The organism is Microbacterium sp. C-MGS6 (assembly GCF_058140415.1).
In genome coordinates this window covers 2,667,575-2,682,779 of the sequence record NZ_CM176934.1, presented here as the reverse complement: position 1 = coordinate 2,682,779, position 15,205 = coordinate 2,667,575, and the positions used below count along the sequence as shown (strand labels likewise).

10 protein-coding genes and 1 other RNA gene are annotated in these 15,205 nt (G+C 72.2%); 10 read left to right on the top strand and 1 reads right to left on the bottom strand.

What is annotated here, in order from left to right; all coding sequences use genetic code 11:
• Positions 1–61: 61 nt before the first annotated feature.
• A complete protein-coding gene (locus tag AC3B5L_RS13175; RefSeq protein WP_490095857.1) occupies positions 62–2,995 on the bottom strand; it encodes a DEAD/DEAH box helicase family protein in 2,934 nt (977 codons plus the stop codon).
• 65 nt (positions 2,996–3,060) lie between these two features.
• Between AC3B5L_RS13175 and ffs the strand changes: the two genes are divergently transcribed.
• From ffs to AC3B5L_RS13125, 10 genes are all read left to right on the top strand, one after another.
• Positions 3,061–3,157, top strand: an RNA gene (ffs, locus tag AC3B5L_RS13170) — signal recognition particle sRNA small type.
• Between the two features lie 48 nt (positions 3,158–3,205).
• Positions 3,206–3,814: a rhomboid family intramembrane serine protease gene (locus AC3B5L_RS13165; protein WP_187662168.1), complete on the top strand. Its 609-nt coding sequence runs from the start codon at positions 3,206–3,208 to the stop codon at positions 3,812–3,814.
• On the top strand, positions 3,811–4,509 hold the full coding sequence (locus AC3B5L_RS13160; protein ID WP_490095856.1) for a hypothetical protein: 699 nt from the start codon (positions 3,811–3,813) through the stop codon (positions 4,507–4,509). The genes AC3B5L_RS13165 and AC3B5L_RS13160 overlap by 4 nt, the downstream gene beginning before the upstream one ends.
• Positions 4,510–4,571: 62 nt before the next feature.
• Positions 4,572–6,701 (top strand): phosphate acetyltransferase, encoded by a 2,130-nt coding sequence (gene pta / locus AC3B5L_RS13155; RefSeq protein ID WP_187662167.1) that lies wholly within the window; start codon positions 4,572–4,574, stop codon positions 6,699–6,701.
• Positions 6,698–7,918 (top strand): acetate/propionate family kinase, encoded by a 1,221-nt coding sequence (locus AC3B5L_RS13150; RefSeq protein WP_490095855.1) that lies wholly within the window; start codon positions 6,698–6,700, stop codon positions 7,916–7,918. Before pta ends, AC3B5L_RS13150 begins: the two co-directional genes overlap by 4 nt.
• A 99-nt stretch (positions 7,919–8,017) precedes the next feature.
• Positions 8,018–8,776, top strand: coding sequence for a beta-phosphoglucomutase family hydrolase (locus AC3B5L_RS13145; RefSeq protein ID WP_187662165.1), 759 nt, complete (start codon positions 8,018–8,020; stop codon positions 8,774–8,776).
• On the top strand, positions 8,773–11,280 hold the full coding sequence (locus tag AC3B5L_RS13140) for a glycoside hydrolase family 65 protein (protein ID WP_187662164.1): 2,508 nt from the start codon (positions 8,773–8,775) through the stop codon (positions 11,278–11,280). Before AC3B5L_RS13145 ends, AC3B5L_RS13140 begins: the two co-directional genes overlap by 4 nt.
• Before the next feature lie 126 nt (positions 11,281–11,406).
• Positions 11,407–13,689, top strand: coding sequence for a DNA polymerase III subunit gamma and tau (locus AC3B5L_RS13135; RefSeq protein ID WP_490095854.1), 2,283 nt, complete (start codon positions 11,407–11,409; stop codon positions 13,687–13,689).
• Positions 13,689–14,282, top strand: coding sequence for a recombination mediator RecR (gene recR, locus AC3B5L_RS13130; RefSeq protein WP_025104255.1), 594 nt, complete (start codon positions 13,689–13,691; stop codon positions 14,280–14,282). Before AC3B5L_RS13135 ends, recR begins: the two co-directional genes overlap by 1 nt.
• Positions 14,279–15,193, top strand: a complete 915-nt coding sequence (locus AC3B5L_RS13125; RefSeq protein ID WP_187662162.1) for a DMT family transporter — start codon at positions 14,279–14,281, stop codon at positions 15,191–15,193. The genes recR and AC3B5L_RS13125 overlap by 4 nt, the downstream gene beginning before the upstream one ends.
• Positions 15,194–15,205: the final 12 nt, after the last annotated feature.

Here is a 15,205-nt window from a genome sequence, read left to right as displayed (position 1 = left end):
TCCGCACGGCCTGCGGGACCATGTCGGGCTGGCCGGTCTGCGGGGACGGCAGGGTCGGCCGTCAGCCCCAGATCCGGTACCGCGGCTCCGCGGGGTCGAGCAGCGCAGGGGTGAGGCGGGCGACCTGGAGCAGCGCGAGACCCGTCGTCCCCCGGAGTTCGTGGAGCTCGCACTGCCCGACCGTCTCCCGCCACCGCGCGGCGAAAGCCTCGGCGTCAGCTCGGCGGCGCGAGAGCGCTGCGGGAACCGGCAGCAGACGACGACCGGGGACGGCGCGGTCGACGATCGAGCGGATGCGGTCGAGCACGGGACCGGGCCGGCCGAAGACCCCCTGGTCGACCCGCAGGAGGAAGCGCGGGCTCTCGGCCACGGCGAACAGCTCCTGCAGGGCGTCGGCGATCAGTGCGCGGTCGCTCCGCGGTCCGGCGATCTCGATCCAGAAGTCGGCGGCGGAGCGGTTGCGCACCCGGACGGTCGAGGCATCGAAGGGCCCCACCCGTCCGGCGTCGTGGAGGGACCGGGCGATGGCCAGCGCGGCGCCGCCGTACAGAGCAGCGGGGTCACGGAGGCGGTGCAACGCGCGCAGCACGCTGGACCCGCACACCACAGTGGTCGCCAGCACGCCGCCGAGCGCCGCGACGGTGACGCCCGCCTCCAGCGGGAGGGAGACTGCGCCGATCGCCCCCAACGCCGCCGTTCCGAGGGCGATGCCGGTCGCGCTGAATCCGAATGTCAGGGGCACGGCAGCGGCGAGGGTCGGTCCCGTCCGCAGCAGGCGGGCCTCCGGCGTCGTGCGGACGGAGACCACGTCGCGCTCCCGGGAGTCGTGAGGCTCGCCGATCCGCCAGTGCGCTCTGGTCCGGGCGCGGGTGGGGAGCCGCGAGAGCGTCTCCTCGTTGATCCTCTCGATCGTGGCGCCGGGGACCTTCTCGAGGACGGCGTCGAGTGCGGCGATCGCGGCGGAGGGGAGCGCGTGGTCCAGTCCCGAGACGATCCGGGTGCCGTCGTCGGCGCTGAGCCCCCAGAGGTGTCCGTGTCGTCGTCGCAGGCGCTGCGTCTCGGCGGGGCTGTCCAGGTCGACGGACGCGGGGATGACGCACGCCACCGACCAGTTGTGCGCCACCTTCTCCGGCCATGCGGGGTCGAGACGCAGGGTGCGCCCCCGGAGCTGCTGGGTGCCGGTGCTCGTCGCCACCGCGGTCAGATCGATCAGCGTGTTCACCGACGGGCAGTCCCACCCCTCGCCGAGGAGTCCTCGGGTGCCGACGAGCACCCGCACGGTGCCGCGTCGGATCAGCTCCGAGACGGCCGCGACGACCTGGCCCCGTCCGGCCTCGGCGACGCGGAGATCCCGCGCGCCTCCTGCTCCGTCGACGACCGTCACCTCGTCCCCGAGCACCGCGGACAGCTGCTCCGCGAGGTCGGCGGCATCGACGGCCCGCACCCGCAGATGATGGGCGGTCAGCAGCACCGGACGCAGCGTCCCTGTCACCTCGTCGGCGGCCAGGAGGTCGAAGACGCGGAGCGCGCCGGCGGGCTGCCCGGTGAGCCCGCGGCGGCTCCCGTGCTCGACGAAGTCGGTCACGACCACCGCCCGCATCTGGGCGCCGGCCTCTCCGCTCAGCTCGCGGCGCAGGATGTCCACGGCTGCGCGGTCCTTCGCCACCGAAGACGTCAGTGTGGTCTCCACCGGGTCCCGGCCGCGTCGCAGCCCCCGATCGGTGAGGTGCAGGCCGAAATCCGCGAGAGCTCCGCGCACGTGCTCCCATTGGCGCAGGGCGGTGGGGTCGGTGAGCAGGCGCGTCTGCGCGAAACGGGTGAGGACGGTGAGGAGGTCGTCGGTCGTGCAGCGGCCGAACAGCACCGGCGGCAGGAGCGCGCCGAGCGGGTGCCACGGCGCCACCGTCTTGAGGACGACTCCGGCGGCCCGGGTGAGGGTGAAGTCCGTGGAGAGCGCGTGCTCCAGCCGTGCCCGCCGCGCGATGTCGGGGTCATCCGTCCCCGTCGGTGGCACGGAGCCCGCCGCCGGCTCCGGCTGCAACGTCGCCTCCAGATACGCCACGCCGTCCGGCGAGGACAGCACCTGCCCGACGAGATCCGCCAGCAGGGCTTCGTGCCGGCGGATGAAGGCGGCCTCGGTCGGGTCCGGCTGGGTGAACCAGATCGAGTCACGATAGGGCGCGAGGTGGCCCTCCTTCACCACCGCGGGGGCGGGCACCTCGTAGTCCACGTCTCCGAGCAGGCGCGTGTAGTTCTCGTACTCGACACCGTCGTCGGGGGAGGGGAGCGTCGCCGTCAGGCCGATCAGGACCGGGGGCGATCCCGCGGCCCGGATGCGCGCCGCCAGGTAGGCGACGACCAGCGCCCAGTGGTCGAGCAGGTGATGGCACTCGTCCAGGACGATCGTGCGCACTCCGGCGGCGACGATCGCGTCGATGAGCGCCACGGCGTTGGGGTGCAGCACCCGGGCCAGCGCCTCCGGGCGCTGCTGCGAGAACGAGCGGCGCACCCGGCGTACCCGCCGCCGCAGTCCTGAGCGGTAGCGATCGGGATTGTCGACCTCGAGTGTGGCGAGCCAGGTCGCCGCATCGGCCTCGGACCGATCGGTCTCGGCGAGCTCGGCGATCCACCGATGACGCGCCAGCTCCTCGAACGGCGAACCGTCGCCGGTGACGCTGAGGAGTTGGTAGGTCAGCACGGTGAGGTCTCCGAGCCGCCGCGGATCGTCTGAGACGGCGTCGTCCTCGGGGGCGAGCTTCCGCGCCTCCCGGAGCCATTGCTGGCGGATGGTGAGCGTCGGAGTCAGGACGAGCGTGCGGTGTCCCTCCCGCGCGGCGAGCAGCAGTCCGAGCAGGGTCTTGCCGGAACCCGGCGGTGCGACGACGTGCATCTTCTCGTCGGAGCCGACCTCGATGCGCTCCAGCACCTCGGCCTGGTACGTGCGCAGCGGTCCGCGGAACCGCCACGACGAGAGCGGGTGGGCGAGCGGATCCATGACCTGCACAGTCTCTCAAAGAGTGCGGTGTGTCATCGCGCCGGTCGGTGTCGGGTAGAGTGGACGACGGCTCTCCGCGTGGCGGCATCCAGGCCAATTCCCCCAGGGCGGAAACGCAGCAAGGGTAACCGGGCTCTGCTGGGTGCGCGGAGGGTCTTTTCTTTTGCCCGCGTCCAGCCGGCCGCAGGGTGCGCCTGCGACAATCGAGCGGTGACCGTTCCTCCGCCGGCCAGACCCGAGCATCCGCTGCGGCGATTCGCGTCGCCCGTGCTGCTGCTCGCGGCGATGTGGGCGGTGCAGTTCGCGGACGCCGTGCTGCCGGGCTCGTTCAGCGGCCTCGGCATCCGCTCGTGGGATCCCGCCGGGCTGCTCGGGATCGTGTTCGCCCCGCTGCTGCACGCGAGCTGGGCGCATCTGATCGCGAACTCCGTCCCGTTCCTCGTGCTGGGCTGCCTGGTGGCCGTCGAGGGCACGCGCCGATTCTGGGCGGTCACCGTGATCGTCGCGGTCGTCGGCGGGCTCGGGACCTGGCTCGTGAACGCGCCCGGCACGCTGACGGTCGGCGCCTCCGGACTCGTGTTCGGCTACTTCGGCTACGTGGTGATGCGGGTGTTCGCCCCCGGCCGCGTGGCGCATCGCATCCTCTACGCGGTGATCGCGGTCGTCGTGGTCGGCCTGTACGGCGGCACCATGCTGGCCGGGGTGTTCGGAGTGGCGGACGGCGTGTCCTGGCAGGGCCATCTGTTCGGTGCCATCGGGGGCGGTGCGGCCGCGCTCGCCGGACGGCGTCCCGACCAGCGCCGCGCCGTCGGACGATGACGGCTCCGCGCACGAGAGGGACGACGGGGACGCGGACCACGTCGACCCGGCGGCCCGCCGCGTCGCGCGAGGCCGCCAACCGCCGACGCCGCGAGGCCCGCCGTCGAGCCGCCCGGCGCGCACAGCGGAAGCGGATCCTGCGGCGCGTCGCCGTGTCCGCCGCCATGATAGCCGCGGGGGCGGCGCTGCTCGTGCTCATCCCGCTGGGGCTGGCGAGGGATCCGGCGCCGGTCTGCCTCGACCGTCCGTCGACCTTCCCCCAGGCAGGGGTGGCCGGATGGAGCGGTGAACAGCTCGAGAACGCTGCGACCATCATCCGCACCGCCGACGAGCTCGGGTTCGCGCGGGACGGCCAGATCCTCGGCGTCATGACCGCGATGGGCGAGAGCAGTCTGCGCAACATCGACTACGGGGACTGGGAGACGCGCGGCTGGACCAATCCGGATGGATCTCGCACGACGAGCATCGGCCTCTTCCAGCAGCAGGACTGGTGGGGGAGCGTGGAGCAGCGGATGGATCCGGCCACCGCCGCCCGGCTGTTCTTCGAGCGCCTCGGACGCGTGCCCGACTGGCCGTCGATGGCGCCCTCGCATGCCATCCACCGGGTGCAGGTGAACACCGATCGGGACTACTACACGCGGTATCAGGAGGACGCGACGGCGATCGTCGACGTGCTCTCCGGCCCGTGCGAGTGACCGCCGCGACTGTCACGGCAGCTGTGGGGTGCGGTGTCGGGGCGCCCGCCTAAGCTGGAGCCGTGTCGCGGAGCATCTACATCACCTCGGCCGAAGGCCACACCGGGAAGTCGACGATCGCCCTGGGGGCGCTCGACGCGCTGATGCGCGTGTCACCGCGCGTCGGGGTCTTCCGCCCGATCGCCCGGGCGGTCGCGGAGCGCGACGAGATCCTCGAGCTGCTGCTCGCCCATGACGGCGTCCAGCTCGACTACGAGGACTGCATCGGCGTCACCTACGACGATGTGCGCGCCGATCCGGAGGGCGCGCTGTCGACCATCGTCGCCCGCTTCAAGGCCGTCGAGGCGCAGTGCGACGCGGTGGTGATCGTCGGCAGCGACTACACCGACGTCGCGAGCCCCGCGGAGCTCGGCTTCAACGCCCGGATCGCGGCGAACCTCGGCGCCCCCGTCCTGCTCGTGCTGAGCGGGCGCGACCAGCAGCGACAGGCCGAGCAGCTCGGCACCACGACCGCGCGGGTGCCCGCCGCCGTGGGCCAGATCGCCGCCCTCGCACTGCCGGAACTCGCCGAGGAGCGCGCGGAGCTGTTCGCGGTGGCCGTGAACAGGGCCGACCCGGACGGGCTCGATGCCATCGTCGACGCGGTGCGCGCCGTCCTCCCCGCCGGCACCCCGGTCTGGGCGCTGCCCGAGGACCGCGCGCTCGTCGCACCGTCCATCCGCGGCATCGTCTCCGCCGTCGACGGGACGCTGCTCAAGGGCGACGAGGATCGCCTGACCGCGGTCGCGCTGTCCATCGTCGTGGCCGGGATGTCGATGGTGAACGTCCTGCCGCGTCTCACCGACGAGGCCGTCGTCGTGATCCCCGCCGACCGCACCGAGGTGCTGCTCGCCGCCCTCCTCGCCGACTCCTCCGGCACGTTCCCGCGGATCGCCGGGATCATCCTCAACGGTCCCTTCCCCCTGCCCGGACCGATCCTCCAGCTGCTCGACGGCTTCGCCTCCTCGGTGCCGATCATCACGACCGACCTCGGCACCTACGACACGGCGGTACGGGTGATGGGCGCCCGCGGTCGCATCTCCGCCGACTCGCGCGGTCGCTACGACCGGGCACTCGGACTCTTCCAGGCGCATGTCGACGTGGCCGAGCTCACCGAGCAGCTCGGGCTCGCCGAGTCGCACGTCGTCACGCCGCTCATGTTCCAGTACGGACTGATGGAACGCGCGCGGTCCGACCGCCGCCACATCGTCCTCCCCGAGGGCGACGACGACCGCATCCTCCGCGCGGCGGCGGCGCTGCTGTCCCGGGAGGTGGCGGAGCTCACCATCCTCGGCGACGACGGCGCGATCCGTGCGCGGGCGGCGGAGCTCGGCCTCGACATCGCCGGTGCGCACGTGGTGAGCCCCACCGACCCGGCCCTCGTGGAGCGCTTCGCCGCCGAGTACGCCCGGCTGCGCGCGCACAAGGGGATCACCCTCGCGCAGGCCGCCGACACCGTCACGGACGTCTCCTACTTCGGGACGATGATGGTGCACCTCGGACTCGCCGACGGCATGGTCTCCGGTGCCGCGCACACCACGGCGCACACGATCCGTCCGTCCTTCGAGATCATCAAGACGAAGCCGGGTGTGAACGTCGTCTCCAGCGTGTTCCTCATGGCCCTCGCCGACCGCGTGCTCGTGTACGGCGACTGCGCGGTCATCCCCGATCCCACGGCCGAACAGCTCGCCGACATCGCGATCTCGTCCGCCACCACCGCCCGGCAGTTCGGCATCGACCCCCGCGTGGCGATGCTGTCGTACTCCACCGGTGAGTCCGGGTCGGGAGCCGACGTCGACAAGGTCAGGGCGGCGACGGCACTCGTGCGCGAGCGCGCTCCCGAACTCCTGGTGGAGGGCCCCATCCAGTACGACGCCGCCGCTGACGCGGCGGTCGCCAAGGCCAAGCTGCCGGACTCGGCGGTGGCGGGGCGGGCGACCGTGTTCGTCTTCCCCGACCTCAACACCGGCAACAACACCTACAAAGCGGTGCAGCGCTCCGCCGGCGCCGTGGCCATCGGTCCAGTGCTCCAGGGGCTCAACAAGCCCATCAACGACCTGTCCCGCGGTGCGCTCGTCGACGACATCGTGAACACGGTGGCCATCACGGCGATCCAGGCCCAGGGCGACGAGCGATCGGGGGAGGGGGCGTGAGCGCGATCCTCGTCATCAACAGCGGGTCGTCCTCGCTGAAGTACAGCCTCATCGACACCGCGCACGAGGACGAGCTCGCCAGCGGGCTCATCGAGCGCATCGGACAGGAGTCCAGCCCTGTCGCCCACACCGTGCGCCCGGAGCCGGGTGACGGACCGTCGGCCACGATGCTCGACGCCACCTACCGCGACGAGCAGCCCATCCCCGACCACGCTGCGGCCTTCGAGGTCATGCGCGCGCAGTTCGCGGCGCAGGGTCCCTCGCTCGAGGCGCATGCGCCCGTCGCGGTGGGGCATCGGGTCGTGCACGGAGGCGCGCGCTTCTACGCGCCGACGCTGATCGACGCCGACGTCGAGCGGCAGATCGACGAGCTCGCCGTGCTGGCGCCGCTGCACAACCCCGCGAACCTCGCCGGCATCCGGGCGGCCCGCGCCGTGTTCGCCGACGTCCCGCACGTCGCGGTGTTCGACACGGCGTTCCATCAGACGCTCCCGCCGGCGGCCTACACCTACGCGATCGACGCGCAGCTCGCCGCCGCGCACCGGGTCCGTCGATACGGCTTCCACGGCACGAGCCACCAGTACGTCAGCGAGGCCGCCGCGCGTTTCCTCGGGCGCGATCTCGGCTCCCTGCGGCAGCTCGTGTTCCACCTCGGCAACGGCGCCTCGGTCACCGCGATCGACGGCGGCCGCTCAGTGGAGACGTCGATGGGACTCACCCCGCTCGAGGGGCTCGTCATGGGGACGCGCTCGGGCGACCTCGATCCGGCCGCCCTCGTGCACCTGTCGCGCCGCGCCGGCTACACGATCGACGACCTCGACGCGCTCCTGAACACCCGCAGCGGGCTGGCCGGCCTCGCCGGTCGCAGCGACATGCGCGACATCCTCGCCGGGGTCGCTGCGGGCGAAGAGGCCGCGACACTCGCGTTCGACGTGTACGTCCACCGTCTCCGGGCCTACGCCGGCGCCTACATCGCCCAGCTCGGCGGGGTCGACGTCGTGTCCTTCACCGCCGGCGTGGGCGAGAACGCGGCCCCTGTGCGGGCAGCGGCGATGGCGACGCTCGGCTTCGCGGGGATCGAGATCGATGCCGCCCGCAACGAGGCGAAGGAGCGCGGCATCCGTGTCATCTCCACGGATGCGTCCGCCGTGACGGTCCTCGTCGTCCGCACCGACGAGGAGCTGCAGATCGCCAGGCAGACCGCCGAGCTGCTCTGATCCCGGTCCGGGGTTACCCCGCGCGCGCCACCGCCATTACGCTTGCACAGTGGCACGGAGAGGTGCCGACCCGACCCTCGTCCTTCTCCTGGAGGCTCTGTGCCACACGCGCTGCCCGACCTGTTCCACGCCGACGGTGTGCTGTTCGACCTCGACGGCGTCCTCACGCCGACCGCCGAGGTGCACATGCGCGCCTGGAAGGCGGTCTTCGACGACGTCTTCGCCCGCTGGGACATCACTCCGCCGTACACCGACGAGGACTACTTCGCCTACGTCGACGGCAAGAAGCGCTACGACGGCGTCGCGAGTCTGCTGCGCAGCCGCAACGTCGAGGTGCCGTGGGGCTCCGTGGACGACGACCCGTCGGCCGAGACCATCTGCGGGATCGGCAACCGCAAGAACGCCGCGTTCGCGACGTCCCTCCGCAGCCAGGGCATCGCTCCGTTCCCCGGCTCCCTCGCCGTGGTCGAGGCGCTGCACGCCGCCGGGATCCCGCTCGGCGTCGTCTCCAGCTCGAAGAACGCCGAGGAGGTGCTGGCGGCCGCCGGCATCCGCTCCTTCTTCCGCGTCGTGATCGACGGCGTCGTCGCCGAGCGCGAGCACCTCGCCTCCAAGCCCGCTGCCGACATGTTCGCCGCCGGCGCCACGGCCCTCGGCGTCGACCCGGCCCGCAGCATCGCCGTCGAGGACGCCACCTCCGGTGCCGCCTCCGCCGCCGCGGCGGGGTATGCCGTGGTCATCGGCGTCGACCGCGGAGCGGGCGCCGACGCGCTCCGGGCCGCCGGAGCCACCCACGTCGTCGACGACCTCGGCGTCCTGCTTCCCGCCACCCGCACCGACACCCCGGAGACCGCATGATCGACCGCGACCGCTTCCCCGTCGACCCGTGGCGTCTCATCGAGACGCGCTACTCGGAGGAGGGCGTCGGCGAGACGCTGTTCTCGGTCGGCAACGGCTACCTCGGGCTCCGGGGCAACCACATCGAGGGGCGTGGCGCGCAGGAGCACGGCACCTTCATCAACGGTCTGCACGAGACCTGGCCCATCCGGCACGCCGAGCAGGCCTACGGCTTCGCCGAAGTCGGCCAGACCATCGTCAACGCCCCCGACGCCAAGGTGATGCGGCTCTACGTCGACGACGAGCCGATCTCCCTCGACGACGCGGACGTGCGCGAGTACGCCCGCACGCTCGACATGCGCACGGGGGTGCTCGAACGGCGCGTGGTCTGGGAGACGCCCTCCGGCAAGCGGGTGCGCATGCGGGATCAGCGTCTCGTGAGCTTCGAGGAGCGCCACCTCGCGGTGCTGCGGCTCGAGGTCGTCGTCGAGAACGCCAACGCCCCGGTCACGATCAGCTGCCAGCTCCTCAACCGTCAGGACGGGGCGGGCGTGTATGCCGGCTCTCCGATGACGACCAAGGGTGCCGCCTTCGACCCGCGCAAGGCCGAGCGCATCGCGGACCGTGTGCTGCAGCCCGCCGAGCACTGGCAGGACGGCCTGCGCTCCGCCCTGTCGTATCGGGTCGCCGCGTCCGGGATGACCGTCGCCGTCGTGGCCGATCACATCATCGAGACGGAGAACGACTACAACGTCCGGACGCTCATCGAGCCGGACATCGCCAAGAACGTCTTCCGCGTGCAGGCGAAGGCCGGCGTGCCCATCACGATCACCAAGCTCGTCAGCTACCACTCCTCCCGCGGCGTGCCCCCGCGGGAGCTCGTCGATCGCTGCCGTCGCTCGCTCGACCGGGCCGCGGACGAGGGCGTGGAGACGGTCTTCCGTCGTCAGCGCGAGTGGCTCGACGCGTTCTGGGAGCGCAGCGACGTGCAGATCGGCGGGCGCGACGACCTGCAGCAGGCCACGCGCTGGTGCCTGTTCCAGCTCGCGCAGGCCTCGGCAAGGGCCGACGGCGCCGGCGTCCCCGCCAAGGGCCTGACCGGTTCGGGCTACAGCGGCCACTACTTCTGGGACACCGAGATCTACGTGCTCCCCTTCCTCACCTACACGACGCCGCGCTGGGCCTACAACGCGCTGCGAGCCCGGGTGAAGATGCTCCCCGCCGCGCGTCGCCGGGCCGCCCAGCTCAACGAGGCCGGCGCACTGTTCCCGTGGCGCACGATCAACGGCGAGGAGGCCTCGGCGTACTACGCCGCCGGCACGGCGCAGTACCACATCAACGCCGACATCAGCTTCGCGCTGGGCAAGTACGTGCGGGCGACCGGGGACGAGGCGTTTTTGCGTCGCGAGGGTGCCGACGTCGCGATCGAGACCGCGCGGCTCTGGGCCACCCTCGGCTTCTGGCGGGGGTCGCGGCTCGTGGAGCAGTCCGGTGCCGGCGATGGCCTCCAGACGTTCCACATCCACGGCGTCACCGGCCCGGACGAGTACACGACCGTCGTGAACGACAACCTGTACACGAACGTCATGGCGCGGTACAACCTCCGTTACGCGGCCAAGGTCGTGCGGGAGATCCGCGACAGCTACCCGGAGGACTACGCGGCCCTCGTCGAGCGGACGGGCCTCGGCTCCGGTGAGGCGGAGTCGTGGGAGCGGGCGGCGGAGGCGATGTACATCCCGTACAGCGAGAGCCTCGGCATCCACCCGCAGGACTCGCTGTTCCTGGAGCGGGAGGTCTGGGACCTCGCGAACACCCCGGCCGACCAGCGTCCGCTGCTGCTGCACTTCCACCCGCTCGTGATCTACCGCTTCCAGGTGCTCAAGCAGGCCGATGTGGTGCTGGCGCTGTTCCTGCAGGGCAACCACTTCTCGCCCGAGGAGAAGAAGGCCGACTTCGACTACTACGACCCGCTGACGACGGGCGATTCGACCCTGTCGGCGGTCGTGCAGTCGATCCTCGCGGCGGAGGTGGGCTACCAGGACCTCGCGCAGAAGTACTTCGAGCAGTCGCTGTTCGTCGATCTGCACGACCTGCACCACAACGCGGCCGACGGCGTGCACGTCGCCTCGGCGGGTGGGGTGTGGACGGCCCTCGTGTGCGGTTTCGGTGGGATGCGCGACTACGGCGGCGACCTCAGCTTCGACCCGCGGCTCCCGGAGTCCTGGCCCTCGCTGTCGTTCCCGCTGCAGTGGCAGGGCACGGCGATGCAGGTGACCGTCACGCGGCACGAGCTGCGGGTGCAGGTGCGCAGCGGTCCTCCGGTGCCGTTCAGCGTGCGCGACAACGCCTACATCGCGACCCTGGAGGACGACGTCATCGTCCCCCTCGCGAACCAGGGGCCCGTGATCCCCGGTCGCCCGACGCTGCAGGAGTTCGCCGACGCCCGCCGCGACGACGGCACCCGGCTCTCCGCCTCGGTCCCGGTGATCACGAGCGCCATCCCCGTCATCGAGCCGATCGACTGACCGCCGACCCACCCCGTTGCGTGCGTCCCACCCCGTTGCGGACGTCCGCAACGGGGTGGGACGCGTTAAAGAGGCCGGGTCGAGCGAGAGGGGAGCAACGTCGGTGGCACGCCGTAGGCTGGAGGGGTGACCACAGCCCTCTACCGCCGCTACCGACCCGAGACGTTCGGCGAGATGATCGGGCAGTCGCAGGTGACCGATCCGCTCATGACCGCGCTGCGCGGCGACCGTGTGGGTCACGCCTATCTGTTCTCCGGTCCGCGTGGCTGCGGCAAGACCACCTCGGCGCGCATCCTCGCCCGTTGCCTGAACTGCGCGGAAGGGCCGACCGACACCCCCTGCGGGACGTGCCCGAGCTGCGTCGAGCTGTCCAGGGCGGGCGGGGGATCGCTCGACGTCGTCGAGATCGACGCGGCGAGCCACAACGGCGTCGATGACGCCCGCGACCTGCGGGAACGGGCCACCTTCGCTCCGAGCCGCGACCGCTTCAAGATCTTCATCCTCGACGAGGCGCACATGGTCACCCCGCAGGGCTTCAACGCGCTGCTGAAGCTGGTGGAGGAGCCCCCGCCGCACGTCAAGTTCATCTTCGCCACGACGGAGCCCGAGAAGGTGCTGGGCACGATCCGCTCGCGCACCCACCACTATCCGTTCCGACTGGTCCCGCCCGCTGCGATGCTCGAGTACGTCGAGAAGCTGTGTGCGGAAGAGGGCGTGATCGTCGAGCAGGGTGTGCTGCCGCTCGTCGTCCGCGCCGGAGGAGGCTCGCCCCGCGACACGCTGTCGCTGCTGGACCAGCTCATCGCGGGCTCGGACGCCCCGGCCGGCTCGGAGACCGTCACCGTCGGCTACGCGCGCGCGGTGGCGCTGCTCGGGTACACCCACGGGGCCCTCCTCGACGAGATCGTCGATGCGCTGGCGGCGGGCGACGCCGCGACCGCCTTCCCCGCCATCGACCGCGTCGTGCAGACCGGCCAGGACCCGCGGCGCTTCGTCGACGACCTGCTGGAGCGCCTGCGCGATCTCATCGTGATCGCCGCCGTCGGCTCCGGTGCCTCCGCCGTCCTCCGCGGCATCGCGGAGGACGAGCTCGACCGGATGCGCCGGCAGGCCGAGTCGTTCGGCGCCGCGCGCCTCTCGCGTACCGCCGACGTGGTCAGCGCGGCACTGGACGACATGTCCGGAGCCACATCGCCGCGGCTCCACCTCGAGCTCATGGTCGCTCGTGTCCTCGCCGCCGCACCCGGAGGCTCGGCGGCGTCCGGCACCGCCGCGTCGGGCGCGCTGCACCCGCCGGCCACCACGCACCCGCCGGTGGTCCCGCCGGCGACCGCGACGCCGTCTCCGACCGTCGCATCCGACACGGGGAGGACGCCCGCTCCGGCGGCGCCCTCGACGCCCGCGGCGTCGGCTCCATCTGCTCCGACCGCCCCTGCAGACGCGCCCGAGCCTGCGCCCGCTCCGGAGCCCGAGCGCACCCCGGAGCCCGAGAGTACTCCCGAGCCCAGCCACGCTCCGGAGCCCCAGCCCGCTCCGACCCCGCAGTCGTCCTCCGCGCCGTCCGCTCCCGTCACGTTCGAGCGCGTCCGCGACGCCTGGCCGGCCGTGCTGAAGCGTCTGGAAGGCATCAGCCGCACGTCCTGGCTGCTCGCGACCGCCGTGCAGCCCCTCGCCTACGACGGCGATTCCGAGGTGCTGACCCTCGGGTTCACGAGCCAGCACGACGTCGCGAAGTTCAAGGGGACCACGCCGGGATCCGGCCCCTCCGACCACCTCCGCACAGCCATCGAGCAGGAGGTCGGGGTACGTGTCAAGTACCTCCCGGCACCGATGCCACCCGGTGGTGCGCCGCGGCAGCCGGCCTCGTCCGGATCCACCGCGCCGGCCGACGCCGCTCCCGCATCGGAGCCTGCGTCAGCACGGCCCTCCCGCCCGCAGACGCGCGCCGCCACCGCTCCCGTGACGGAGTGGGCGGTCGCCTCCATCCCGACCGCTGACGCCGCGACACCGGTCGCCGCCCCCGCGGCGCCCCTCGCCGTCGACGACGAGCCGGAGGAGGTCGAGGCCGCCTCCGCCGCCCCGACCCCGCCGGCCGACGGCAGGGTCGACCGCGACGAGCCGCCGCTGCCCGGCGATGACGACGCTCCCGCGTTCGACGAGGAGCCGCCGTACGATCCGGCCTACGAGCCCCCGGCTCCGTACGACCGCCCTCCCTCCCCGCGGACGACACCGACGGCGGCCCCGCAGGCTGCCGCGCGCACGGCCCCCGCGGCTGCTCCGCCGGTCGTCATCGAGCGCACCCCCGCCGCGGGCGGGGTGCAGCGCTACGGTGAGGCCGTGATCCGCCAGGTGCTCGGCGCGACGTTCCTTCGCGAAGAGCCCTACGAGCCCCCTACGAGGTTCTCCTGATGTACGACGGCATCGTCCAAGAGCTGATCGACGAGTTCGGCCGCCTTCCCGGCATCGGCCCGAAGTCGGCGCAGCGCATCGCATTCCATATCCTGCAGACGCCGACGTTCGACGTCGCCCGTCTCGCGGAGCTGCTGACCGAGATCCGCATCCGCGTCCGGTTCTGCGAGATCTGCGGCAACGTCGCGGAGCAGGAGCGGTGCGCGATCTGCCGCGACCCCCGCCGCAACCAGGCGCTGATCTGCGTGGTCGAGGACGCGAAGGACGTCGCGGCGATCGAGCGCACACGGGAGTTCCGCGGCCTGTACCACGTGCTCGGCGGCGCGATCAGCCCCATCGCGGGCATCGGGCCGGACGACCTCCGGATCGCCCAGCTCATGACGCGACTCGCCGACGGCACCGTGCAGGAGGTCATCATCGCCACGAACCCCAACCTGGAGGGGGAGGCGACGGCGAGCTATCTGAGCCGGCTCCTCACGACGATGCAGATCACGGTCTCACGGCTCGCCTCGGGCCTCCCGGTCGGCGGCGACCTCGAGTACGCGGACGAGGTGACGCTGGGCCGGGCCTTCGAGGGCCGGCGCGTGCTGTGACCCCGCAGTCCGGCTTCTCCCGCCGGGGCTGGCTGCTCTTCGGGGCCATGGCCCTGCTGTGGGGCGTGCCCTACCTCTTCATCAGCGTGGCGGTGGACTCGATCTCCCCGCCGGCGATCGTCGCCGGACGGACGCTGATCGCCGCGCTCCTCCTGCTGCCGTTCGCCCTGCGCAGCGGCGCCCTCCGTGCGGCGCTCCGGCACTGGCCGTGGGTGCTGGCGTTCGGGGCCGTGGAGATGGCCGGACCGTTCCTCCTCCTCGGACACGCCGAGATGACACTGCCCTCCGGCATGACCGGACTCCTCGTGGCCACGGTGCCGCTGTTCGCCGCCCTCATCGCGCTGGGCGGCGGCGACCGCGGCGTGCTGCGTCCCGCCCGCGGCATCGGTCTTCTGGTCGGCTTCATCGGTGTGGCCATCGTCGTGGCGGGTCCCGGGCTCTTCGGGGGAGAGGTGAGCCTGCTCGCGGCCGGGGAGGTGCTGCTCGTCGCGGTGCTCTACGCGATCGCGCCGTTCATCGTGGCGCGCAAGCTGAACGACGTCCCCTCACTCGGCACGATCACGCTGTCGCTGCTCATGATCGGCCTCTTCTACCTCCCGATCGGGCTGCTCACTCAGCATGAGGTGCCGACGCTCCCGTCGATCGGCGCCCTGCTCGCCCTCGCCGTGATCTGCACGGCGCTGGCCTTCCTGGCCTTCTTCGCGCTGATCCGCGAGGTCGGACCGGTCAGGGCGCCGCTGTTCACCTACGTGAACCCGGTCGTGGCGATCGTGCTCGGGGCGATCGTGCTCGCCGAGCCCCTCACCCCTGGTCTCCTCCTCGGATTCCCGCTGATCATCATCGGCTGCTGGTTCGCCGCCACCGGAGGCCGCCTGCGTCCGGTGACGCCCGTTCCGCCTGCGCCGGCCTGAGCCGTCACATGC